This window comes from Shewanella decolorationis (assembly GCF_004354305.1).
Lineage (GTDB): Bacteria > Pseudomonadota > Gammaproteobacteria > Enterobacterales > Shewanellaceae > Shewanella > Shewanella decolorationis.
This window is the reverse complement of sequence record NZ_CP037898.1, coordinates 969,261-994,687: the sequence shown is the minus strand read 5'-3', so window position 1 is coordinate 994,687 and position 25,427 is coordinate 969,261. Positions and strand designations below refer to the sequence as shown.

General features: G+C 49.8%; 19 protein-coding genes. 10 read left to right on the top strand and 9 right to left on the bottom strand.

The window, feature by feature from the left end; all coding sequences use genetic code 11:
• Nucleotides 1-78 precede the first annotated feature (78 nt).
• Nucleotides 79-1,851 (top strand): bifunctional ornithine lipid synthase OlsF, encoded by a 1,773-nt coding sequence (olsF, locus tag EYR25_RS04385; RefSeq protein ID WP_481882988.1) that lies wholly within the window; start codon nt 79-81, stop codon nt 1,849-1,851.
• 99 nt (nt 1,852-1,950) lie between these two features.
• Entirely contained in the window at nt 1,951-2,382 is a 432-nt protein-coding gene (locus EYR25_RS04380; RefSeq protein ID WP_133178653.1) for a CBS domain-containing protein, read from the top strand.
• 26 nt (nt 2,383-2,408) lie between these two features.
• Here EYR25_RS04380 and EYR25_RS04375 read toward each other — a convergent pair whose 3' ends face one another.
• Entirely contained in the window at nt 2,409-3,761 is a 1,353-nt protein-coding gene (locus tag EYR25_RS04375; RefSeq protein WP_086903685.1) for an NCS2 family permease, read from the bottom strand.
• 517 nt (nt 3,762-4,278) lie between these two features.
• On the opposite strand from EYR25_RS04375, the gene torE reads away from it, so the two are divergent.
• The 4 genes from torE (at nt 4,279) to torD (ending at nt 8,856) form a co-directional block, all read left to right on the top strand.
• On the top strand, nt 4,279-4,449 hold the full coding sequence (gene torE, locus EYR25_RS04370; protein WP_011621844.1) for a trimethylamine N-oxide reductase system protein TorE: 171 nt from the start codon (nt 4,279-4,281) through the stop codon (nt 4,447-4,449).
• A gap of 26 nt (nt 4,450-4,475) precedes the next feature.
• Nucleotides 4,476-5,654 (top strand): pentaheme c-type cytochrome TorC, encoded by a 1,179-nt coding sequence (gene torC, locus EYR25_RS04365; protein ID WP_133178652.1) that lies wholly within the window; start codon nt 4,476-4,478, stop codon nt 5,652-5,654.
• 15 nt (nt 5,655-5,669) lie between these two features.
• Nucleotides 5,670-8,159, top strand: coding sequence for a trimethylamine-N-oxide reductase TorA (gene torA / locus EYR25_RS04360; RefSeq protein WP_133178651.1), 2,490 nt, complete (start codon nt 5,670-5,672; stop codon nt 8,157-8,159).
• A gap of 67 nt (nt 8,160-8,226) precedes the next feature.
• The gene (gene torD, locus EYR25_RS04355; protein ID WP_133178650.1) at nt 8,227-8,856 is read left to right on the top strand and encodes a molecular chaperone TorD; all 630 of its coding nucleotides are present in this window, start codon (nt 8,227-8,229) and stop codon (nt 8,854-8,856) included.
• A 253-nt stretch (nt 8,857-9,109) separates the two neighbouring features.
• Here the strand turns inward: torD and torS are convergent, their stop codons facing one another.
• Nucleotides 9,110-12,154, bottom strand: a complete 3,045-nt coding sequence (torS, locus tag EYR25_RS04350; protein ID WP_133178649.1) for a TMAO reductase system sensor histidine kinase/response regulator TorS — start codon at nt 12,152-12,154, stop codon at nt 9,110-9,112.
• Nucleotides 12,155-12,210: 56 nt separating this feature from the next.
• On the opposite strand from torS, the gene torT reads away from it, so the two are divergent.
• Nucleotides 12,211-13,278, top strand: a complete 1,068-nt coding sequence (gene torT, locus EYR25_RS04345) for a TMAO reductase system periplasmic protein TorT (RefSeq protein ID WP_133178648.1) — start codon at nt 12,211-12,213, stop codon at nt 13,276-13,278.
• Nucleotides 13,279-13,286: 8 nt separating this feature from the next.
• Here torT and torR read toward each other — a convergent pair whose 3' ends face one another.
• Complete coding sequence (gene torR / locus EYR25_RS04340) at nt 13,287-13,997, bottom strand: two-component system response regulator TorR (protein WP_086903690.1); 711 nt, start codon at nt 13,995-13,997, stop codon at nt 13,287-13,289.
• 200 nt (nt 13,998-14,197) lie between these two features.
• On the opposite strand from torR, the gene EYR25_RS04335 reads away from it, so the two are divergent.
• Nucleotides 14,198-14,569, top strand: a complete 372-nt coding sequence (locus EYR25_RS04335) for a PilZ domain-containing protein (RefSeq protein WP_039977896.1) — start codon at nt 14,198-14,200, stop codon at nt 14,567-14,569.
• An 87-nt stretch (nt 14,570-14,656) separates the two neighbouring features.
• Here the strand turns inward: EYR25_RS04335 and radA are convergent, their stop codons facing one another.
• Entirely contained in the window at nt 14,657-16,021 is a 1,365-nt protein-coding gene (radA, locus tag EYR25_RS04330; protein WP_023266646.1) for a DNA repair protein RadA, read from the bottom strand.
• A gap of 147 nt (nt 16,022-16,168) precedes the next feature.
• On the opposite strand from radA, the gene EYR25_RS04325 reads away from it, so the two are divergent.
• Nucleotides 16,169-18,541 (top strand): PilZ domain-containing protein, encoded by a 2,373-nt coding sequence (locus EYR25_RS04325; protein ID WP_133178647.1) that lies wholly within the window; start codon nt 16,169-16,171, stop codon nt 18,539-18,541.
• Between the two features lie 16 nt (nt 18,542-18,557).
• Here EYR25_RS04325 and EYR25_RS04320 read toward each other — a convergent pair whose 3' ends face one another.
• Both EYR25_RS04320 and serB read right to left on the bottom strand, forming a co-directional pair.
• The gene (locus EYR25_RS04320) at nt 18,558-19,559 is read right to left on the bottom strand and encodes an alpha/beta fold hydrolase (RefSeq protein WP_133178646.1); all 1,002 of its coding nucleotides are present in this window, start codon (nt 19,557-19,559) and stop codon (nt 18,558-18,560) included.
• Between the two features lie 82 nt (nt 19,560-19,641).
• Nucleotides 19,642-20,634 (bottom strand): phosphoserine phosphatase SerB, encoded by a 993-nt coding sequence (gene serB, locus EYR25_RS04315; RefSeq protein WP_133178645.1) that lies wholly within the window; start codon nt 20,632-20,634, stop codon nt 19,642-19,644.
• A 79-nt stretch (nt 20,635-20,713) separates the two neighbouring features.
• Here serB and EYR25_RS04310 point away from each other — a divergent pair, with 79 nt between their 5' ends.
• On the top strand, nt 20,714-21,898 hold the full coding sequence (locus tag EYR25_RS04310) for an AhpA/YtjB family protein (protein WP_133182735.1): 1,185 nt from the start codon (nt 20,714-20,716) through the stop codon (nt 21,896-21,898).
• A 99-nt stretch (nt 21,899-21,997) separates the two neighbouring features.
• Here EYR25_RS04310 and deoD read toward each other — a convergent pair whose 3' ends face one another.
• From deoD to deoA, 3 genes are all read right to left on the bottom strand, one after another.
• Nucleotides 21,998-22,708 carry a purine-nucleoside phosphorylase gene (gene deoD / locus EYR25_RS04305; protein ID WP_011071449.1) on the bottom strand — a complete coding sequence of 237 codons (711 nt, stop codon included), beginning with the start codon at nt 22,706-22,708 and terminating at the stop codon, nt 21,998-22,000.
• Between the two features lie 91 nt (nt 22,709-22,799).
• Complete coding sequence (locus EYR25_RS04300) at nt 22,800-24,014, bottom strand: phosphopentomutase (RefSeq protein ID WP_133178644.1); 1,215 nt, start codon at nt 24,012-24,014, stop codon at nt 22,800-22,802.
• Nucleotides 24,015-24,023: 9 nt separating this feature from the next.
• Complete coding sequence (gene deoA / locus EYR25_RS04295) at nt 24,024-25,355, bottom strand: thymidine phosphorylase (protein ID WP_133178643.1); 1,332 nt, start codon at nt 25,353-25,355, stop codon at nt 24,024-24,026.
• Between the last annotated feature and the right edge of the window lie 72 nt (nt 25,356-25,427).

The window sequence follows — 25,427 nt, the reverse complement described above, 5'->3', positions numbered from 1 at the left end:
TTAAGCGCCAATGCTTTAACGCAAAACACAGCTACTGGATCGGCGGCCATGCCACTACCCGCCTTAAAAGCCAGTTCGATGATCTTTACCGTCGATAATGTGGTGGAGCAAAACCTGCCCGCCCTCAAGGACAAACCTTGGTTAGCCAAGCCGACTAAGGCCATGCTGCGCTACCTGTTGAATGAAAAACAATGTAACGATATCGCCAATCAATTTGCCTATCTGCAAGGGGTCGATTTTGTCGAGCAAGTGCTCGCCAGTTTTGATTTTAGTTTTACCGTACCCGCCAACGAGGTCGAAAATATTCCCTGTGAGGGCCGAGTGGTAATCTTCGCCAATCATCCGATTGGCTCCCTCGATGCTCTCGCCCTGATTAAACTGGTAAGCGAAATTCGCCCCGATATCAAGGTTGTAGCGAACGAGCTCCTGATGGCGCTCGAGCCTTTGCATTCTATCCTGCTGCCAGTGCGCAATATGACGGGCGGCACGCCGAAACAGCACCTCGAAAAAATCCACCAGCATTTACGTAATGAAGGCGCGGTGCTGATTTTCCCGTCAGGAGAAGTCTCTCGCCTGCGCCCGAGCGGCGTGCGCGATACCCAGTGGCATTCGGGCTTTTTAAAGATGGCGATTTCCTGTAATGCGCCGCTGCTGCCAATCTTTTTGGATGCCAAAAACTCGGCCACCTTCTACGGTGCCTCAATGATTTACAAACCCTTAGCCACACTGCTACTGGTCAAGGAAATGTTTAAACAGGCCAAGCGCAATATGCCTATCCGCATCGGCGAGCTTATCCCGAATGAAGCCGTGCGCTCGATGGATTTCCCGCTAAAAACCAAGATAAAACTGCTGAAGAATCATCTATATCGCATCGGCAAAGATAAAGATCCGCTGTTTATCACCCAAAGCGCTATCGCTCACCCTGAGTCGCGCCGAGAGCTGCAAGCCGCGCTGCAACAATGTGAACTCCTCGGTGAAACCCAAGATAACAAGCTGATTTATTTGTATCAGCATCAGGACAGCAATCCCATCATGCGTGAAATTGGTCGCCTGCGGGAAATCGCCTTTCGTGCCGTCGGCGAAGGCACAGGCAAGCGCCGCGATATCGATAAATACGATTCCTACTACCAACATCTGGTGCTGTGGGATAAAGAACAGTTTGAAATTGTCGGCGCCTATCGTTTCGCCAGCGGCGAGCAAGTGCTAAACCGCTACGGCGACAACGCCCTCTACAGCCAATCTCTGTTCCAATATGCCGACGGCTTTATGCCGTTTGTCAAACAAGGCTTAGAACTTGGCCGCAGCTTTGTGCAGCCCAAATATTGGGGCAAACGCAGTCTCGACTATCTCTGGTTTGGTATTGGCGCCTTCCTCGCTAAACATCCCGAATATCGCTACCTGTTTGGTCCCGTTTCTATCAGTAATCAACTGCCTGGCAGCGCGCGGGAGATGTTAGTGCATTTCTACTCCAAGGAGTTTGCGCCAGCAGAGCCGCTCGCGGTGTCTATGTCGCCCTTTGGACTATCCAAACAGCGTAAAGAGCTGTTGGATGCCCTGTATTCGGGCGAGGATTACCAAAGCCACTTTAAGCAACTCAAACAAATGCTGGCGAGTATGGGCGCCGCTGTGCCAACCCTGTACAAGCAGTATGGCGAGCTGTGCAAGCAGGATGGAGTGAAGTTTCTCGCCTTCGGGATCGATGCCGATTTCGGCGACTGTGTCGATGGTTTGGTTCTGGTCGATACCCATAAACTCAAAGGGAAAAAGTACCAACGTTATATCGGCGCCCATTTACCCGAAGACTTACGCAACCCTTTGATGGCAGAGGACGAAACCGACGAGCAGGATTAGGAATAATCCTGTCTAAGATATTGGCTAAATAAACATCGGTCTGTTATAAGTATCTGTAATACAGTGCATTAAGGATACATATCCTTGGAAGGGTTTATCATGCCGATCATTATCGCCGATATTATGCGTACCCGAGTCGTTACGGTCGAAATGGACGATCGTTTAACCGTGGCGAAGGAGATTTTCGAGCAGGCAAACTTCCACCATCTACTGGTGGTGGATGAATATAAACTCGAAGGCGTGTTGTCGGAGCGCGACTTGCTGCGTGCCATCAGCCCGAATCTAGGCAGCAGCGCCGAAACCTCGAAAGATCTCGAAACCCTACAAAAACGCGTCCATCAGGTGATGACCCGTAATCCGGTGACCGTTGCGCCCCATGTGTCGCTCGATGTAGCCAGCCGTACCTTGCTGGAACACAATATTGGCTGTTTGCCAGTACTCGATAATGGCGATCTGGTGGGGATAGTGACTTGGAAGGATTTACTGCGAGCCTATTGTGAACACAATGAGGTAAATAAAAGCGAGTGTTAAGTACACTCGCTTTGTAAGCTAATCGCTTAAATTGCCCAGCCACCCATATAAAAGGCCACCAGGCCCAGTGTAATGGCGAGCACGCCTAACTTAAGCTGACGGATTTCACCGCTAAAAATACGGCCAACCACTAAGGTCACAAAGCCGAGCATAATACCGGTCACAATGTTACAGCTGAGGATGATGAACACGGCGCAGGTTAAGCCCGCCATCGCATCGACCTTGTCGTTAAAGTCCAGCTTAGTCACATTGCTGAGCATCAAGAGCCCCACATACATCAACGCTGGCGCCGTCGCATAGGCTGGCACTAAATAGCTAAGCGGCGCTAAAAACACCATCAGCAGGAACAATCCGCCCACTATGGTCGCGGTTAAGCCCGTCTTACCGCCCGCCGCCGTACCCGCCGCCGATTCGATATACACCGCCGCAGGAGCGCCGCCGACGATACCCGCAAACATGCTACTGACAGAATCTGACGTTAATGCCTTGCCACCGCCGACGATATTATCGTCTTTATCCAGCAGATTGGCTTGACCCGCGACCGCACGGATGGTGCCCGTGGCATCAAAAATCGCCGTCATTACCAGCGCCAGCACAATCGGCAATACCACAGGATTTAAAGCGCCCATAATATCCATTTGGCCAATCAGCGAGTGCTCAGAGGTAAAATCAGGTACGGCGAAGAAACCTTGGAATTTCACGCTTGGGTCAAACACTAAACCGAACAGGGACAGGCCGATAATCACCAATAAAATCCCGCCGGGTACACCGCGACGCTCTAAACCAATAGTGGCCGCTAAGCCCAGCACGGTGGCGATAACGGGCAGGCTGTTAATGTCGCCTAACTTCACAGGCAGACCCGCGTCATTGGCCACAATCAACTGCACACTGTTAGTGGCAATTAAGAGTAAAAACAAGCCAATACCTATACCTGTGCCATGGGCAATCCCCTTGGGTAGGTTAGCCAGCACCCATTGACGCACGCCCGTGACACTCACAACGGTAAAAATCACGCCCATCCAAAAGATGGCGCCTAAGGTCACTGGGATACTCATGCCCTGACCTAACACTAAACCGAAGGCGGTAAAGGCGGTGAGTGAAATCGCACAACCAATGGCCATAGGCAGATTCGCCCAGAGTCCCATCAGCAGTGAGCCAAAGGAGGCAATTAAACAGGTGGCGACGAACACGGCGCCGGGATCGAATCCCGCTTTGCCTAACATGTTGGGTACCACAATCACTGAGTACACCATAGCGAGGAAGGTGGTTAACCCTGCAATCACTTCTTGGCGAACTGTGCTACCACGTTGTTGAATTGAAAAAAAACGGTCCAGAAACGAACCAGAGGGTACGGCTGTTGAACTCAATTGCTCAGACATATCTTGTTATACCTTGTGATCTCTTAAAATAGGGTCGATACCAATTGGCTTAACCATTGGCGACGCTGGCTGCGGCAGATTAGAGCCCCAAATCCAATGACTTGGGTGAGAGATCCACATCATTCTCCTACATCGGGAAAAATCCATGATCTGCAAGCAGTGACGCTTTGCATCGTTAAAATGGCTTTAACGAGACAAACGCAGCCTTTGTTGGGCGCGGATAATACTGTAAACGCCGCCAGATAGCTAAGACCTCGCCTGCACTTCAGTAAATAATTAGCGAAAAAATTCAAAATCAGTGTTTAAAAAAACGCCTAAACCGCACAGCAAACTGCCGAGTTCGATCACAGAAATTAGATTAACTCTCTGTCAGTAAAACAAAAAGTCATCGGCTTTTTAAAATTTTCATAATTTTTCATATATTGTCAAAGCCCATTCATCCCTACAGGCAAGTCCATTCACATCTCCCCTTTATAGTGCTCCCATCAAAAATCGCTTTCGAACGGAGCTCTTCCCAATGACAAAGCCCACCATGCAAACATCGGATAAGTCCTCACGCAGCAATGAGTTAAAGGCGCTGGGATTCATCATTTTCATACTCTTTCCCGCACTGACTGTCGCGGGGATCAGTCTCTACGGTTTCATCATTTGGATGATCCAAGCCTTCGGCGGCGTTGTCGGCCACTAATTCACTGATACTTTGAGGACGCTATTATGAAGTGGTTAACCAACCTCTGGCGCACACTAAACAAACCCACAAAAGCTCTCACCTTAGGCGCTGTCAGCATCAGTGCTTTTATCATGGGCATCATCTTCTGGGGCGGATTTAACACCGCACTGGAAGCCACCAACACCGAAGCCTTCTGTATTAGCTGCCACAGTATGGAAAGCAAGCCTTACCAAGAGTTACAGGAAACAGTGCATTGGTCGAATCACTCTGGCGTGCGCGCCACCTGCCCCGACTGTCACGTGCCCCACAACTGGAGCCGTAAGATTGCCCGTAAGATGGAAGCTTCCCACGATGTTTGGGGCTGGTTATTCAACACGGTCAACACCCCTGAAAAATTTGAAGCTAAGCGCCTCGAAATGGCGAGCCGCGAATGGAAACGTTTCGATCGCGACAATTCTCTGGCCTGTAAAAACTGCCACAACTACAACTCGATGAAGTGGGAAAGCATGTCACCACTGGCGCAAAAACAGATGAAACGCGCCGCCGAAATCGACCAAAGCTGTATCGATTGCCACAAAGGCATTGCCCACCATTTACCTGACATGGGCACGGCCCGTGCACCCGAACTCATCGCCGAAGTGGGCGCTGGCGTCAGCTCAGTCGAAACTAACCAAACCTACTACAGCGCCCTGACTAAGCCACTGTTCTTTAGTGAAAAAGGTGACGTTGAAGCCGGTACCTTAAACGTCGCCACTAAAGTCAAAGTGCTCGAAACCCAAGGTAAGCGCATCAAAATTGGCATCGATGGCTGGCGTAAGAAAATCGGCGCAGGCCGCGTGATCTACATGGACTTTGGGGTAAATATTCTGTCGGCGCAGTTAAGCAAAGATGCCGCCGAAACCGAAGGTGTTATCCAAACCTTTGAAGAGAAAGAAGACCCTATGACAGGCCTGAAATGGCAACGGGTTGAAGCCCAAATCTGGACCGATAAGGATTACCTGCTCACCGAGCTACAACCACTCTGGGGCTATGCCCGCGATACGTTCCGCTCAAGCTGTAGCGTGTGCCACACCCAGCCAGATGAAGCGCATTTCGATGCCAATACCTGGCCTGGCATGTTCCAAGGCATGTTGGCCTTCGTGAACATGGACCAAGACACCCAAGCGCTAGTGCAGAAATACCTGCAGGAACATTCGTCAACCTTCGTGAAAAAAGAGCACTAATTCGGGAGTAATACCATGAACAGAAGAGACTTTTTAAAAGGCTTAGCCTCAACCTCTTTCGTTGCTTTAGGTGGCAGCTCAGTGTTAGCGCCCTTAAACGCGCTAGCCAGCACGGGCTTAAATGAAGACGAGTGGCTAACCACGGGCTCACACTTTGGCGCCTTTAAAATCAAACGTAAAAACGGTGTGATTGCCGAAGTCAAAGCCTTCGATTTAGATAAATATCCAACGGATATGATTAACGGTATCCGCGGGATGGTCTACAACCCATCCCGCGTGCGTTACCCTATGGTTCGCTTAGACTTTCTACTCAAAGGCCATAAGAGCAATACCCAGCAACGGGGGGACTTCCGCTTCGTTCGTGTGACCTGGGATAAAGCATTAAAGCTGTTTAAACACTCACTCGATGAAGTCCAAACCAAGTACGGTCCATCGGGCTTACACGCGGGGCAAACCGGCTGGCGCGCCACCGGGCAACTGCATTCCAGCACCAGCCATATGCAGCGTGCGGTGGGGATGCACGGCAACTACGTGAAGAAAATCGGTGACTACTCCACCGGTGCCGGCCAAACCATTCTGCCCTATGTGTTAGGTTCAACCGAAGTATATGCCCAAGGCACCTCTTGGCCGCTGATCTTAGAAAACAGCAACACTATAGTGCTGTGGTCGAACGATCCTTACAAAAACCTGCAAGTGGGTTGGAACGCCGAAACCCATGAGGCCTTCGCGTACCTCGCGCAGTTAAAAGAGAAGGTAAAACAGGGCAAGATCCGCGTGATCAGCATCGACCCTGTGGTTACCAAAACCCAGGCCTACCTTGGCTGTGAACAGTTATATGTGAACCCACAGACTGACGTGACGCTGATGCTGGCCATCGCCCATGAGATGATCACCCAAAAGCTTTACGATGATAAATTCATCCAAGGCTACAGCTTAGGCTTCGAAGAGTTTGTGCCTTACGTGATGGGCACTAAAGATGGTATCGCCAAAACCCCAGAGTGGGCAGCGCCAATCTGTGGGGTTGAGCCACACATCATCCGCGATCTGGCGAAAACCTTAGTTAAGGGCCGCACCCAAATCATGATGGGTTGGTGTATTCAGCGCCAACAACACGGTGAGCAACCTTACTGGATGGCCGCAGTACTCGCGACCATGATAGGCCAAATTGGCTTACCCGGCGGCGGCATCAGCTATGGTCACCACTACTCCAGTATTGGTGTGCCAGCGACAAATGCGGCGGCGCCCGGCGCTTTCCCACGTAACTTAGACGAGAATCAAAAACCGCTGTTTGATAGCACAGACTTTAAAGGTGCAAGTAGCACCATTCCCGTCGCCCGTTGGATTGATGCGATTCTCGAGCCCGGCAAAACCATTGATGCCAACGGTTCGAAAGTGGTGTATCCCGATATTAAGATGATGATTTTCTCGGGTAATAACCCATGGAACCACCATCAAGACCGCAACCGCATGAAGCAAGCCTTCCATAAACTGGAATGCGTGGTCACTATCGATGTGAACTGGACGGCGACTTGCCGCTTCTCCGACATAGTGCTGCCCGCCTGCACCACCTATGAGCGCAACGATATCGACGTATACGGCGCCTATGCTAACCGCGGTATTTTGGCGATGCAGAAGATGGTCGAGCCGCTATTTGAGAGCTTATCAGACTTTGAAATCTTCACTCGCTTTGCCGCGCTGATGGGTAAAGAGAAAGAATACACCCGCAATATGAGCGAAATGGAGTGGATAGAAACCCTCTATAACGAGTGTAAAGCCGCGAACGCGGGTAAGTATGAGATGCCAGATTTTGCCACCTTCTGGAAGCAAGGTTATGTGCACTTTGGTGAAGGCGAGCTATGGACGCGCCACGCCGACTTTAGAAACGATCCTGAAATCAACCCACTAGGCACGCCTTCTGGCTTGATTGAAATCTTCAGCCGTAAGATTGAACAGTTCGGTTATGACGACTGCCAAGGCCATCCAATTTGGATGGAAAAAGCCGAGCGTAGCCATGGTGGCCCAGGTTCAGACAAATATCCTGTGTGGCTACAGTCTTGCCATCCGGATAAGCGTCTGCACTCACAGATGTGTGAGTCGAAGGAATACCGCGAAACCTACACAGTTAATGGTCGCGAACCCATCTATATCAGCCCTGTGGATGCCAAAGCGCGCGGCATTAAAGATGGTGATATAGTGCGCGTCTTTAACGACCGTGGCCAACTGTTAGCGGGCGCCGTGGTATCGGATCGCTTCCCTAAAGGCGTAGTGCGAATTCATGAAGGCGCATGGTATGGCCCAGTGGGTAAAGATGGCAGCGTCGAAGGTGGCGCCGAAATCGGTGCCCTGTGTAGCTATGGTGACCCAAATACTCTGACCTTAGACATTGGCACCTCTAAGTTAGCTCAAGCCTGCTCAGCCTATACTTGTCTGGTCGAGTTTGAGAAATACCAAGGCAAAGTCCCTAAGGTCAGCTCCTTCGATGGCCCTATCGAAGTCGAAATCTAACCGAGCCCACAAGGCGATGCGCCTAGTTAACTAGGTGCATGACACTGTTAATCTTGAGGAACATGCGATGAGCAACGTCGATATCAATCATGCCAGAGCCTTAGTGTATCAGCTACTGTCTTCTCTGTTTGCCCGTGAAATTGATGAGCAGCGCCTTAAGCAACTCACCAGTGAGCAAGCGCAGCAATTCTGGACACAACTGGGCTATGCGCCCGAGTTTAGTGCGCCAGTGGCCAGCATACAGAAGGTGCTAAATGACTTAACGAGCGATGAAGCCTTGCTCGAACTTGCCGCCGATTATTGCGGTTTATTCCTAGTAGGCACGAAGCACAGTGCCTCGCCCTATGCCAGCCTGTACTTGAGTCGCGAGGAAGAACCCTTGCTCTTTGGGCAGCAGCATCAACAAATGAGCGAGTTTTTACACCAGAGCAAGCTGCAAGTGCAGAGTCACTTCCCTGAGCCTGCCGATCACTTAGCCGTGATCCTCGCCTATATGGGACACTTAACTTGTCACAGTGAAGATGCCGCCCAGTTAAACTTCCTCAATGCTTGTATCGACTCATGGTTAGCCAAGTTTGTCGCCAAGGTCGTTGAGTGCGATAGCAAGCACAGCAATGGCTTTTACAGCGCCCTCGCCACACTCACCTTAGCTTGGGTGCAGCAAGATAAACAGCAGTTAGAACAGGCAATGCATTAATCGCCATAAGCATAAAGCCCGATTAGCGTTAAACCTAAGTAGCGTTAAACCTGAGTCGCATTAAGGCTCAAGGTAATGGCTCATGTCTCGTCCTGGAATAAGTTAACGAAATGCGGCTCCCATGGGAGCCGCTTTTTTATCACTCGATTTGCATTGATTAGGCAGAAATACGTTTTGCTTATGTACGACTCAGGACGACTCTCGCCTAGTGCAAACGTCTTGTCGTTAATCCTTTGTTGCTAACACTTTGTCGCTAATCCTGTATTGCGAGCCACTGCTCAATCGCTGTTATCGACGCCTGCCAGCAGGCGGTTAATTCAGTCACCGCTTTGCTATCCAATACATTTTCCCCTGTGGTGTTGAGTGCTTTCTCCCACTGCTGACAGCACTGGGTCAGTGCTTTTAGCCCCATGCTGGCACTACTGCCCTTAAGCGCGTGCAATAGTTTTCCAACATCGCTGAAATGCGCCACAGAGCTTAGCGCCGAGAGTCGCTCCATTTGCTCAGTACTGGATGTTCGATAGAGCGTCAACATATCACTCACGGCTTTCACGCCTAAAACCTCAATATCTTGCTGTAACTGGTTAAGATCTAACAAGGTTTCGGCTTGATGGCTCTGGCTGGTAGATTCGGCATTGTTCGCCGATTGAAGTGATTGTGCCGATTGCGGCGATGATTCACCTAGTGAAGTCGGCATTGAAGTTGGCACACGCGCAACACCTAACCATTCTGTCAGGGTTTGCAGGCTCAAGGGTTTAGCTAATACAGTATCAAACCCCGCCTCCCGATACAGGCTAAGATCCTCTGTCTGCATCTGCGCGGTAAAGGCGGCAAACTTCACCTTGCCATTGGCGAATAACGCCTTTAACTGGGGTAATAGTGTGAGTCCAGAGCCATCACTCAGTTGGATATCTAGCATCACGGCATCGAATGCCTTGTCGCCACTTACATGCGCTAGCGCCTGCTGACAACTGATGGCCAAGCAGGAACTGTGGCCTAAATGCGCCAAAAATCCCTGCGCGACCATGGCATTAACCTTGTTGTCTTCAATCACTAACACCCGTAGGGGATTAACCTGTTTTTGCTCCTGAGTTTGCGTATCCAATGCCTTATCACATTGGGTAAAGCTCAGCTCAAAACCAAACTCACTGCCCTTGCCAGGTTCGCTCTTGACCCAAATTCCCAGCCCCTCGGTATCCATCAGTTCAACTAACTGTTTGCAGATGGCAAGCCCCAATCCCGTCCCACGACTGCGCCCCTGATTAGGCAATACGCAGTAAGGCATAAATAATTGCTCGCGCACCTCGGGCGCAATCCCCACCCCGGTATCAGCTACCACAAAGGCCAACTTATCGCCTCGTACGCTGACATTGAGACTCACGCCGCCTTCTGGGGTGAATTTAATACCGTTACCAATCAGGTTAAACAGCACCTGCCTCAACTTAGGGCCATCGATATGAATACACGCGGGAAACTGGGGACGATTCAGCCTTAGGCTCAATCCCGCGAGATTGGCGCCCGCCACCATGATCGCCAGCACTTCATCGAGCAGGGCGTTGATATCCGTTGGCCGCGGCTCATTGGTTAAATTGCCCTGCTCGAGGCGGGAGAAATCGAGAATATCGTTGAGCACAGTTTGCAGCAGCGTGCCGCTGTATTGCGACAGCGCGAGCATCTGTTGCTGCGCTGGCGGTAGCTGGCTATGGCCGAGTAAGGTAAGTGTCCCGAGTAAACCGTTGAGCGGAGTGCGAATCTCATGGCTCATGGTCGCCAGGAATTGGGATTTTGCCTGACTCGCCTCCTCGGCAACGATTCTTGCCTTAGCGTGGCCTTTAGCCTCCGCATCGAGGCGCAGGTTGGCTTCGGCCAATTCCTGTGTGCGGGTGGCCACGGTTTGTTCGAGGGCCTTTTTATGCTCGGTCAGCTCATCGGCGACCTGACGTAAATCCGTCTGTAATTTCAGGTTGTGGGCGGTTTTTCGCTTAAATGCCTCGATGGCATTGGCCATGGCAGTCAACTCATCGTCACCGTGGGCATCGAGGCTCACATTGGTGTCCCCTAAACTTAAGCGCGACATGGCTTCGGTCGCCTGATTTAACCTCAAGGCAATGCCGCGATAGATCACCCGATAAACCACAACAGCGATGATAACCAACATTAATATGCCCGTGCCCCACAGCCCCAAGCGGGCGTAAGACAACTGCATTAAATAATCACTGCGCGCCAGCTCCGCCCGCTGCTGCTGTTGATTAAGTGCACTGTCCACCCGCGTATTGAGGCTATAGAGTTTTTCCGCTAACTCCTGCTGCTGCCGCTGTTGGCGCTGCAGGCTTTGGCTCAGTTCTCGCTGTAATTTAATGATTTTTGGGGTATGGAGAAGAATAGCCAGCTCCGTTTTTAGGGCATTGAGCCTGCCGGGGTCGCGGATAAGCTCAGCCACAGTGGTGAGCGCCATTAAATCGATACTCACCTCTGCCACTGGCGCCTCAGTGGTCGCCAGCTCGATAGCCATCCCTTGCGTTGGATGATGCTGCGCCATGGGGTGCGATGGTGCAGTACTGGCAAAGGTGGCCAATAAACGGGGAACACTCAATTGCAGCTCAGACTGTAGTTCGGATGCCTCAAATAACTGACTGAGCAGCGCAATTTGATGTACTAACTTGAGCGCACGGTTGAGCTGCTCCTGCACATCTAACTCTCGCTCAATCACATCATCGAGCAATTGGCCACTGCGCTTATTCCCCGCAATATCCGGATAGGCTTGGCTGAGTTTTGCCAAAATAGCCGAATCGACAACCGCTAATTCGGATTGCAATAGCTCAGAGGCTCGGCCTGCGGCAACCGATAATTCGCGGGCCCTGAGCTGCAACTCATCGCCCAAGGTAAGGCGCTGGCCCACACTCTTACCAAGTAAGGTTAATTGCTCGATGATTTGCCCTGCTAATACGGATAAATGATTATCTTCGTTCACATCCAGTGTTAGTAACACTTTGATGCTATTTAACATTGTGGCGCTTTCAAGGCTGAGCTTACGGCCGATAAACTCTCGCTGCCGCTCATCCTCCACTTGGCCTAACTGGGTCACGCCATCGGATAAGGCATTAGAGGCCTGCACTAATTGGCGCGCGGCTTGAGAGGCGGGTAAGGATTCTTCATACAGGTAACTGTCGGCCTGTTTGAGCCAATGCAAACTCAGGCTACCTAAGCTAACCAGTAGCAACAGCAATACCCCAAGCACGCCGAAGGCGAGCATGAGTCTGCCGGTTAAACTACTTCGCGATAAAGATAAAGGCGCCACACTTGTTCCTTCTGTTACAATGCCTTCGAGATAATCACTGTGGATGATACGAGACAATGGGAAAATTTTGGCAAGCTTTGCTCACACTCACCACTTTTGGCCTGTTATGTTTACCGACTGCTGACGCCAACAGCCAAACTTGGCCATTAGAGCAACGCCATCCCTTTAATGCCAAAATTCAACAGGCGCAGGCGCTTGATTATCATCCCCTGAGTAAAGCACAACAGGCTTGGCGCATTTGTGCCTTAGTGCCTCATCTTAAAGATGCCTATTGGATTGGCATCAACTACGGCCTGATCCAACAGGCGAAACACCTAGGTGTGTCGCTGGACCTGTTCGAAGCAGGCAGCTACTACCATCAAGATAAACAGCTCGAGCAATTAAGCGCCTGTATGAAGGGTGATTACGACGCGATTTTGCTCGGCGCCGTGAGTCCCAATCTGCTCGAACAGTTTTCTGAGCCGTTAACCAAACCCGTGCTCGCCCTAGTCAATAAACTCAATGCAGAGCAAGTGCAGACCCATATCGGTGTTAACTGGTATCAAATGGGACTGAGCGCGGGCAATTTTATAAAGGCAGATGCCAAGGCGCATTCCCCAACCCAGCCGACCACCTTGGCCCTCTTAGCGGGCCCTGAAAACCTAGGCGGCACAGATTTAGTCGAACAAGGCATTCGCCATGCCCTCGAGGGCAGCAATGTCAGTATCAGTGCGATTCAGCATGCCGATAACAATCGCAATCTCTACCGCGACCAATTACAGATACTGCTTAAAGCCCAGCGCCCCAACTATATTCTCGGCAGTGCCGTGGCGATAGAAGCCGCCGTCAGCACCCTCAAACAAAAACAGCTGACGCAAGACATTAAGCTGGTGAGCAGTTACTTATCTCCTGCGATTCTACGCGGCTTGAAACGCCAAAAAGTGGTATACAGCAATGATGACTTGGTCGTGTTACAGGGCAAACTCGCCATCGATGTCACGGTAAAACAGCTCGAAGGCGCTGCGCCTTTTGGCGATATAGGTCCTGCTATCGTTGAGCGCACGACTTCACCAAATACCCTATCGGATCTTAGCGTTAGCCTCGCTGAAGCGGATTTTTATCCTTTATATCAAGTACGGCCTTAATCTTTACCCTAGTCCTCCACCTTAGCGGCAAATAAATAACCCTCACCATGGACAGTAACAAAGAGTTCGGGATTAAGCTTATTACGTAGGCGGCGGATGATGACATCTATGGTTCTGTCATTCACATCCTGATTGCGATGACTGGTTTGCTGCATTAAGCGCTCGCGGGAAAGTACCTGCTGCGGATGCAAAGCAAAGGCGGTTAACAACTCAAACTCGGCCTTAGTGAGCTTGATTATCTCCTCCCCTTGGCGCAACTTACGGCTGTTTAATTCAAGCCGATAACCTTCAAAACTCATCACATCGTCGGGCTCGGATAATTCCTGCACCAGCGCTTGTTCGGCTTGTTTTACCAGAGAAATCCGCCACAGTAGATTTTTAACCCTAACCAATAGCTCCCGCAGCTCGAAGGGCTTAGTCACATAATCATCGGCGCCCATCTCGAGACCAACGATTTTATCAATTGATTCATCACGGCCAGAGACCAAGATAATCCCCACATGGGAGCGGCTACGTAACTCACGAGTTAAACTTAAGCCATCCACCCCAGGCAGATTAATGTCCAACATAATTAAATCAATATGTTGACGATTAAACTCATGCCACATCTGCTCGCCATCGGCCGCCTCGACAACGCGGTAACCTTCTTTTTCAAAATATCCTTTCAATCGCGCACGAATCACTGCTTCATCATCGACAACGAGCACACTATAGGCCATGTTCAACATCTCTTATTTTGCTTAACTGAATTATTCATACTTTTTCATATTTGCATATGAGGAAAAGGTGAAATGTGCGATCTGCGTTGCTTTATTGCACAAAAAACTGCCGGGCTTTTACAGCGACCTGAATATGACATATGCTTAGGCATATTGACTGGGGTGAGCACTAACAAACTATGAAAGATAAAGAATTAGTGATTGATGAAAGACGCAATTTTTCACGGATCTTGTTTGCCGCAAGCGCGTCGCTACACCAAGGCGATAAACAATGGCAAACCACCATTCTTGACCTCAGCCTGAATGGCGCTCTAGTGGAAGAACCTGCTGGTTTCAGCCATGCAGGAGAGCCTATTACCCTTAGTTTTAGCTTGCAGGGCTCGGATATTGAGCTGCAAATGGAAACCGAGTTAGTGCATCAACGCAATCAACAGTTGGGATTGAAGTGTAACTTTATTGATGTTGATAGTATCAGCCATCTGAAACGCATCGTTGAGTTGAACCTGGGCGATGCGTCGATACTGAATCGTGAATTAGCGCTATTTATCGAAAAACACAACAGCGCTGATTAAGTGAAAAAGTTGAGTGTGAAACAGGCTGCACCGCCGAAGAATCCATAAAAAAACAGCGCCATTGGGCGCTGTTTTTTTTATTGAAAATTAAATCGCTTCAAGCGCTTCCGATAGTTTCGACACCCCTACGACTTCCATGCCTGCGGGCGGCTTTTTCGGCACATTAGCGCGGGGCACTATCGCCCGCTTAAAGCCATGTTTCGCGGCTTCAACTAAGCGTTCTTGACCATTTGGCACGGGACGAATTTCGCCAGATAAACCCACTTCACCAAACACAACCAAATCGCTCGGTAAAATATCGCCACGGAAACTCGACACCATGGCCAGCAGTAAGGTTAAGTCGGCACTGGTTTCCGTCACTTTAACCCCACCAACGACGTTCACAAACACGTCCTGATCCGACATTTGCAAACCACCATGGCGATGCATCACAGCCAATAACATGGCTAAACGGTTTGCATCCATCCCCACTGCCACACGGCGCGGGTTCGACATGGCTGAATTGTCCACCAGCACCTGCAATTCAACCAACAGCGGACGCGTGCCTTCCCACACCACCATGACTAAGGAGCCCGAGGATTCCTCCTCGCCGCGGGAGAGGAAAATCGCCGAAGGGTTAGCTACTTCCTTCAAACCGCGCTCGGTCATGGCGAATACGCCTAACTCGTTAATCGCTCCGAAACGGTTCTTGTGGGAGCGCAGGGTGCGATAACGGCTGTCGCTATCCCCTTCAAACATCACTGAGCAATCGATACAGTGCTCGAGCACTTTAGGCCCAGCGAGGCTGCCGTCTTTGGTGACATGCCCTACCATAATCACGGCAATACCGTTTTGCTTAGCAAAGCGAGTTAAATAGGAGGCCGATTCACGTACCTGCGATACACTGCCCGGACTCGAAGCCACATCGCTCATGTGCATAACTTGAATAGAGTCGACGACGATGACTTTTGGCGATTCTTGCAGGGCTACTTCGCAAATCTGCTCCACACTGGTCTCGGATAACATCCTCAATTTATTGGTCGGCAGCCCTAAGCGATGGGCCCGCATAGCGACTTGCTGCAGGGATTCTTCCCCTGTGACATAAAGCGCTGGCATTTGCTCGGCAAGATAACAAAGTGTTTGAAGCAACAACGTACTCTTACCAGCACCGGGGTGACCACCAATCAGAATCGCGGAGCCTGGGACTATGCCGCCCCCAAGTACGCGGTCGAGCTCGCCAAAATGGCTCACAATACGAGGTAAGGCATTGAGATCTATTTGATCTAAGGTTTTAACCTCGCTGCTGCCAGCACCGGCATAACCCGCAAACTTCGTTCCCCGTCCAGGCGAAGCGGCACCTAAACGCACTTCGGTTATGGTATTCCACTCGTGGCAAGCACTGCACTGCCCTTGCCAACGTGGAAAATCTTGTCCACACTCATTGCACACGTACGCGGTTTTATTCTTTGCCATAACTTATTAAAATCTGTATAAAATCAATTTAAGTAACTATGAATACTGCCGACATAAGACTAACACAGCACGGCATATACCCAAACCATCTGAAGACATGAGTTTCACTTAGCTTGAGATGAAATAAGCATTAGAAAAGATCCCTACATGAGTTTAGATAACCATAATGCGCTCATAGAACAGCTCAAGCCGCTACTCATGGAACCCAATTTCCAAGAGATTTTTCAGCAGCTGACTGCCGATGAAAACAATTCCACCCGTTTTCTGTTGAAAATGGAGTTGAATCGTTTGGCCTCGCCCTGCACTCGGATTATCGATCTTAGGGACAAATCTGAGTTACCCTGCACCGAAGTCATGCTTGGCCAACAACGTCATTTCCTGGATGAGCCTGCCAAACATAGTCTGCAAGAAGCGATGTCCTTATATCGTAATAAATATACGCTGGGCGTGTATGAATACGTCATCGCTGCTCATCAACAACGGCGACAAAAGCTACGTCAGGTGACACAACAAACGGACGGCGTTGAACCCGAACCTTTTATGGTTCCGGGTGTGGTGCTCGGCAGCTATTTTAACCGCGCCGAAGAGCGGATGAATTACAGTATCCGTATTGCAGTTTCGCAACCCGGGCGAACCGAAATGCCGGGGATCACCGTGGACTTATCCATTGGTGGCGCGCGTATTCGCTTGGGGGCGAATCATCCCTTCGATCTCGACAAGCCTCTCAAGGTCAAATTGCTCGAGCTGAGCGAGGAATATTATTATCCCGATCTGCAACTCGGGGTCGATTATCAAATTGTCGACAGCCAAGCCAACGGTGAGTTTATTTGGCTAAGGTTAAAGCGAATTAGTGGCACTGACGCACTAGGTGAAATGCTAGGTAATTTGATTAGGGGCTACAAACTCCGCTACAAACTCGATGTGAACGATGTCTTGGTGACAGCATCAGGCCTAGGCTTTGAACGCCACTATCTTCCACATTTGCCGCATTTGCCTTTGTTTTTTAATCAACAAACGCAATCGATTAGCCATATGCTGCTAAGCCGCGACAATCAGCAGATAGTACATTATTTTCAAGATGAGAATGATATCAGCCAGCTGCCCGCCATGCTGACACCCGCGCGGCTCTCTGCGCTGCTCAGCCACCCTGAAAATCCGGATTACGGACTGTTTTTTAGTTTTACCTACAATGCCCAAGGCGCGTTATATTTTTATTCCGCCACCTTAGCCGAATTAAAATCCAAGGGCATGATGCCCTTATTCCTAGGTTTTGCCTCAACAAAACCAAGCTGGCGTATTTTTAAGCTTATTCCCGATAAGATTTACCATGCGAAAGGCTATCGCCGTGCGACCTTGCCAGGGGATGAAGCTAAATACAGCCCGCTGGTAGAGCAACAATTAGCCCAGTTCAGCCATATGCTGCAACTTATCGATCTGACCAACGAGGATGAAAGAGCGACCTATAAAGCCTGGCAAGACGATAGTAATGCCAATGCGCTCAAGACCTTTGGTCAGCAGCGCCTCACCGCACATCAAATTAAGCCAATTTCGATGCAATTTAGTGAGCGTAGGCAGGAAGCGCGTTTCGCCTTTAAAACCTTAGTGAATGTGTCACAAGGAGGCATAAAAGCGACTGGGATTACCTTAGATATTTCTGGGCGCGGCATGCAACTCACCTTAGATAATCCCGCAGCGTTTGTTGCGAATAAACCATTAATGATTAGTTTGCCTAAGTTGCAGACTATTGCGGGTAAAACCCAACTAGATAATTTGCCCTATCGCCTAGTGCGTACCCGTAAAAATGGCGTGACTCTTCATTTAGCCGCGGTCATGGGACATACCCCCCATGTTGGCGTTGAGTTTTTAAATAAGCTGCTCGCTCACAATCGCGAAAAACTTGAGCAACTCACTGAAAATAATAGTGAAGCAAACGAACTTTCTGATGGCTTAAAAAACATCCTTTTACGCGAGCTACACTCAGTCCCCTATTTTGTTGAGAAAACAACAAAATCAGCCCAAGTCGCCTGCCTAGGTGTCAGCACTGAACATGATGAAATTAGCGATATTTTTGCCGCAGGCTCCTCGGATACCCTGCAATATAATCTCGCTCCGCTGTTAAAAGATGGATTCTTTAAACGGGATATTCTCGATCCTATTCGCCAAATGAAGCCACAGCAAGATATGGATTTTATTGAGGTATTTATCCAATTGACCCGCCAGTCCCGCGGCCAATTCCATTTAAAATGTGTTCCCGCCACCGAGCTTAGGGATGCGCAGGCCAAAATCGCCTTTATCAACCAAAGCAAACTGGCGGGACGCTTTATGGCGCTGCGGATTTACCGTGGAGCGACCGAGAAACCGGATATGGGTTATCTGCGCCGCGAATTGGAATACATCAATATCCATGCAAACCACAGGGCGAAACAACTCGAGGAACAACTCTGGCGGATTATCGGTGTAGGGGAACTACTCGATATCACCCAAGAGGTGGAGCTGCGCTACCCTGCGCTGCAAAAATAAGTGAGAGCACGTCGCCCTAGTCTTTTAACACCGCTAATTCAAATCCGAGATACCAATCGCGGATCATTGGAAAATGGTCCCCCATCGCATCCAGATGGGTCAGCATATCCGCATGGCCGTAGTCGTGTTTAAAGCCGTTCGCCTTTGAGAGCAGAGTATATTTCACTTGGCGAAAACCACACTCAGAGATCATATCGGCGACATCTTCGGGATGTCCAAGCACAGTATCATTTTGCCCGGCAATAAACCACGCGACGGGCCAATTGGCCGCCTTCGCCGCCTTGCCGTAATCGAAGCCATCATCATGGTCACGCCACTCTCCACGCACCCAATCTATGCTTTGAGTTAACGATGCGCGGCTCTCGTTATCCATACCGACACGCAGCTTATCGGCGGCGAGATACCCCTGTCCGACGGCTAAACTCGGGGCGAGACGATTCCAAAACACATCGACCATCAACCATTTTTTAAAGGACTTCACTCGAATCGTGCGTTTACTGCCAAAAGTCAGTAGTGACCGCACACTTTGCTGTAATTCTGGGTAACGCGCTAAGGCGCTCGCCATCAACACGCCACCCCAAGAATGCGCACACCAATGCAGCTGCGATGGTGCAGGTTTCCCCTGCTCCTGACAAAGCTGTTGATGCATATTCAAAATATGCTGCTGCACTAATGGCAGCTGTTCGCGGATCACCTCCCCTTGCCCGAGAGTAAAGCCACGCGCAATTTTGGGTAGACTCAAACCTCTGCCCGCCGTATCCAGCACATACACCACAAAGCCCGCCTGAGCGAGAAAGCATCCTAAGCCTCGGCCACTTTGGCTGTAAAATACTCGGCCATTGGACATGGCACCATGTAACATCAAGATCGGTGGCTTCGAAAAATCCGCATTAGCAGGCAACAACTGACGCAGATGCAGCTGCCCATCTCGGTACGGAATATAGAGGGAAGTTTGTGCGGGCGTTGGCGCCGAGTGTTGGGATGCAGAGGAAGTCAAAGTCTGTCGCTGGTAGTCCATTAATGAACACTAAACTACCAGCTAAGCGTCAAAAAACAAGAGTCATTACTCTAATGTAAACGACTCTGATACAGAGGATGAGTTAAAACTGCAGCAGATAAGGCAGTACGCGTAGGTCTAAACTGCGGATCCGCGCATCAGCCGCCGCCGCAAGTTTAGGCTTGGCATGGAAGGCAATCCCAAAGTCCGCCGCCTGCACCATAGGAATATCATTGGCACCGTCACCGATGGCAACACGCTGCCCAACTGGGATCTGCCAGTCTTGGCTACAACGGTTAACGACATCGGCCTTAAACTGGGCATCGACGACTTTCCCCGTAACGGTTCCCGCGAGCTTGCCGTCCACAATCACTAATTCGTTGGCAAATGCCGCGTCTAAATTCAGCAGCTGTTTTAAGTGACCAACAAACGGCGTGAAGCCTCCTGACGCAACAACCAAACGCCAATGGTGCGACTTAAGCTCGGTCAGCATGGCCTCAAGGCCCGGCATCAGTGGCAAAGTGTCACACAAGGTTTGGATGATCTTGGCATCAGCACCCTGAAGCTGGGCAACCCTTTGGCGCAAACTCTGCTCGAAATCCAGCTCGCCCTGCATGGCGCGCTCCGTGATTGCCGCCACTTGCTCGCCTACCCCTGCCATTGCGGCAAGTTCGTCGATACATTCAATTTGGATCGCGGTAGAATCCATGTCCATCACCAATAAACCCGGCTCGCTCAGTTTAGGTAATGGGCCGCGAATAAGGTGTAACTCCACCTGCGATGGACAAGTAGCTAACAGCTCGGCACTCGGCTCCACGGGAAGCACGACTTCAACGCAGTGTAGCGCCACTTGACGGCGAATAGGTGCGATGGAGAGCGAAGTTAATTTAAGGCTTTTAGCTAGAGAAACAATCCAAGCTGCTAATGAGTCTTCAATGCTTAAATCTTCGTAAATCAGACGCATAGCATATCCGCTCTGGGATGGCCGCGTAGACGATTCCTGATAAGCCTCGAAACCAAGCCCCTGATATTCAAAGCGAGGTGAAGGGCTAGCAGCTAACCATACAAACAGCGCATTTTGGTTCAAGCTTTCCATAGGACTCGTGTTCTCCAACTATCGGGCTCACTCAGAATCAATTATGATTAGGCAAGCGCTCTCACTATTAAGGGTCAAAGTGTTATATCTTAAAGGGCTAAAGAAAAGCCATAAAATCAGTAGACTGCTCCAAATCGCCATCGCCTTGACCTTGATGGTCGGCTTAGTGCAATTGTGGCAGACAAGCCTACTACAAGGTCAGCTGCTTCTAAAGTCCCAAACGCAAAAGATGGCTAGATTACTGGTGCAACAAACGGCCTACAGCGCGACGCCCGCCCTACAATTGCAAAACGATGAACAGCTCCAATGGCTGGCTAGCGCATTAGTCGAAGATCCTAAGGTGATTTCGGCGGCCATTTTCAGCGACCAAGGTATACGCTTAGCCTTCGCCCAAAGTATTACCAAGGAAGCCTTAGATCCCGAATCCGAAGACATGAGTTTGCTCCTGAGTAAATATCCGCCCTATGTCGAACCCGTGATCCAAGATGGAAAGAATTTAGGCTATGTCGAGGTTAGGCTCGATACCAAACTATTTTTTAATGAAATCAAAGAAGCGCATAACCTGAATATGGAGCAGCAGCAAATGATGCTTCTGGTTGCTGGCCTTATCGGCATGTTGTTATCGCGCGCCTTATCTTTTAAGCGCGCCGATTTTGACCGCCGTCGCACCCGCGCCAAATTACGTAAAAATCCTAAGAAAAATAAAGCTATAAAAGCAGCTGAGGAAGCTACGCCCGCAGATAATCAAGATACGCAGCAAGATGCTGTTATCGCAAGTGACACTGAGGCCGCTCAAAAGCCGATAGAAGCTAAGAAGACCAAAGAAAGCAAAGAAGCAACAGACCTTGACACTCAGCCCTTGGAGAAATCGGTAGCAAGTAAAGCGCCAAATGAAGACAGCAATGAAGCCATTGCCGAATATAAAGCAAGGAAAACCAAAGTAACCACAGGGACAAAAGCTGTGCTTGCGCCAGAAAGAGTTGCATCAGAGAAAGCGCTTGATACGGAACCGGAGCTTAAACCAGAGAAAGATACTAAGGACAAGTCATCATCTGAGTCTACGTCTCTGTCGCAGTCTAAAGTGGATACCAAGGCACAGGCGACCCAAGTGACAGCTTCAACAACTGAGCCGCAAAGCTCAACGCCCGCACCAAATAAACCTAAGGTAAAATCGGTACGCCGCGTGAAAACCAATGCGGCGAAATCCAACACAGAGAAAACCCTAACTCAACCGAGCGATTTAGATACCGATTCTACGGGTTAATTGAGACGTATCAGCCCAAACTGAAGCGTCTTGGGGTCAGAGACAATAGAAAAGGGTTCGCAGTGCGAACCCTTTTCTTATGACGAGATTAGCGACAGATTACAGCGTAATTGCTGCGTCTAATGTCATCACGATCATATCGTTGAACGTGGTTTGACGCTCTTCAGAAGTGGTTTTTTCACCAGTACGGATATGGTCAGATACAGTTACCACACACAGTGCACGGGCACCGAATTCATGGGCAACACCGTATAAACCAGCGGCTTCCATTTCTACGCCTAACACGCCCATTTTTTCCATCACGTCAAACATTTGTGGATCAGGAGTGTAGAACAGATCGGCAGAGAAAACGTTACCAACACGGATCTTAGTGCCTTTCACTTTGGCAGACTCGATCACGGCATTCATCAGCTCGTAGTTCGCGATAGCAGCGAAATCTTGGCCTTTGAAACGTAAACGGTTAACTTGCGAATCGGTACAAGCACCCATGCCGATGATCACATCGCGCACTTTAACGTCAGTGCTGATCGCGCCACAAGTACCCACGCGGATCAGGTTCTTAACGCCGTAGTCTTTAATTAATTCAGTTGCATAGATTGAGCATGAAGGAATACCCATGCCAGAACCCATAACAGAAATACGTTTACCTTTGTAAGTACCGGTAAAACCTAGCATGTTTCGAACGTCAGTCACTTGCTCAACATTTTCTAAGAATGTTTCAGCAATATATTTTGCACGTAATGGATCGCCTGGAAACAGAACCGTCTCAGCGAATGCGCCCTCTACAGCATTAATGTGTGGTGTTGCCATCGAAATAACCCCTGTTTATTTTATTAAGACTTAAGTCTTTGTTTACTGGCGGCCCAATGCTGGCCGCCAAATCGAGATCTTGCACGTTTACTTAGATAAACGACTCACCGTATTCCATCGGCTCAAGCTTGAAGTAGCTTGCGATAGATTGGCCGATATCGGCGAAGCTGTTGCGGCGACCGAGTGAACCGGCTTTCAGTCCTGCGCCATAGGCCAATACAGGCACATATTCACGGGTATGGTCAGTACCTTGCCACGTTGGATCGCAACCATGGTCGGCGGTGAGGATTAACAGATCGTCCTCATCCAGCAGCGCGAGCATTTCAGGTAAACGCGAGTCGAAATACTCTAGCCCTTTCGCATAACCTGCCACATCACGGCGGTGACCATAGTGGGAGTCAAAATCAACAAAGTTAGTGAATACGATAGTATTTTCACCCGCTGATTTCACTTCGGCTAACGTCGCATCAAATAGCGCTTCTAAACCGTTTGCCTTCACCTTTTTGGTGATGCCACAGTAAGCGTAAATATCGGCAATCTTGCCCACACTCACCACTTCACCACCAGCGGCTTTTAACTTATCTAATACTGTCTTCGCTGGCGGCTCGAGGGAGTAATCCTTACGGTTACCTGTACGAGCAAAGTCGCTTGGGCCTGTACCATCGAATGGACGCGCAATCACGCGGCCAATGTTGTACGGCTCTAACTCTTCACGGGCAATTTCGCAAAGACGATATAAGTTTTCTAAACCAAATGTGCCTTCATGGCAGGCGATCTGGAATACCGAATCCGCCGAGGTGTAAAAAATCGGCTTGCCAGAACGCATATGCTCTTCGCCTAATTCTTCCAGAATCGCAGTACCAGAAGCATGGCAGTTACCTAAAAAGCCATCGAGTCCCGCACGGGCCAAAATCTTATCGGTCAGCTCTTTAGGGAACGAGTTTTGGTGCTCGCTGAAATAGCCCCAGTCGAACAATACGGGCACACCCGCCATTTCCCAGTGACCGCTCGGGGTATCTTTGCCCGAACTTAATTCCTGAGCGTGGCCATAGGCACCAATCAGCTCAACATTGTCCGCAAAGCCTGGCGCAAACGCCCCGGTGCTTTCCATCGCGGCATGGGCCAAACCTAAACGTGCTAAGTTTGGCAGCGTTAATGGACCTTCACGGCCGATATCGGCTTTACCTTCAGCACACGCTTTAGCGATATGGCCAAAAGTGTCAGCACCTAGATCCCCAAACTTGGCGGCGTCACCAGCTGCGCCCACGCCAAAGGAATCCAACATCATTATAACTGTACGTTTCATAATTCTTCCTTAAAGATCCGAAGCTCGAATATAAGCATAGATCTCAGGTGTTTTTTCTGGAGCGACTTCATCAATACGAATCGCTTTTTTCACCGCTTCTTCCGCCTGAGCAAAGGCATCTTCGGATTGCGCGTGGATAACGGCAATCGGCGTAGAAGCATCAATCTTATCGCCAAGGGCACAGACTTGCGTCAGACCGACACTGTAGTCGAGTGCATCACCAGGTTTACGACGACCACCACCTAAGGTAACCACGGCTAAACCGAGTTCACGGGTGTCCATGCTGTAGGCATAACCTTGGGTATCAGCAAAGACCGGGCGAATAATTTGCGATTGCGGTAAATATTTACTGTAGTTTTCGACAAAATCGACAGGGCCACCGAGGCCTGAAACCATCTTGCCAAAGATCTCGGCAGCACGGCCATTATCGAGTACACGGTTTAACTTGGCACGGGCATCCGCTTCATCAGTAGCTAAGCCACCAAGGAGTAACATCTCGGCGCAAAGACCCATAGTCACAGCGTACAGACGAGGATTACGGTAAGCACCGGTTAAGAAGTCGATGGCTTCTTTCACTTCAACCGCATTACCCGCACATGAGGCTAATACTTGGTTCATGTCGGTGAGTAAGGCCGTCGTTTTAGTGCCTGCGCCATTGGCTACCGCAGCAATACTGCGAGCAAGCTCTTCAGAGGCTTCGTAAGTTGGCATAAATGCGCCGCTACCGACTTTAACGTCCATCGCCAATGCATCGAGACTACAAGCTAATTTCTTAGAGAGAATAGAGGCGGTAATGAGGGAGATGGATTCGACGGTCGCAGTGTTGTCACGGATGGAGTAGAAACGTTTATCAGCGGGAACCAGATCGCCAGTTTGGCCGATAATCGCCACACCAACGTCTTTAACCACTTTGCGGAACAATTCACTCGAAGGTTCGGTTTGATAACCGGGAATAGCGTCGAACTTATCGAGCGTGCCGCCTGTGTGTCCGAGTCCGCGACCCGAAATCATCGGTACATAACCACCGCAGGCAGCAGCCATAGGGCCGAGCATCAGACTAATCACATCACCGACACCACCAGTACTGTGCTTATCGATGACAGGGCCATTAAGCCCAAGTGATTGCCAATTGAGTACAGTGCCAGAATCACGCATTGCTGTGGTCAAAGCGATTCTTTCATCCATATTCATGTCATTAAAATACACAGCCATGCCCAATGCGGCGATCTGACCTTCCGACACTGCATTGGTGGTTATACCCTTAACGAAGAACTGGATCTCTTCGGTACTCAAGGCTAAACCATTGCGTTTCTTACGTATAATTTCTTGAGCTAGAAACATGATACTGCCTCCAAGCTAAATACTAATACAACATATCCGTTATTTAGCTTTGCAATGAAACATCAAAACTGT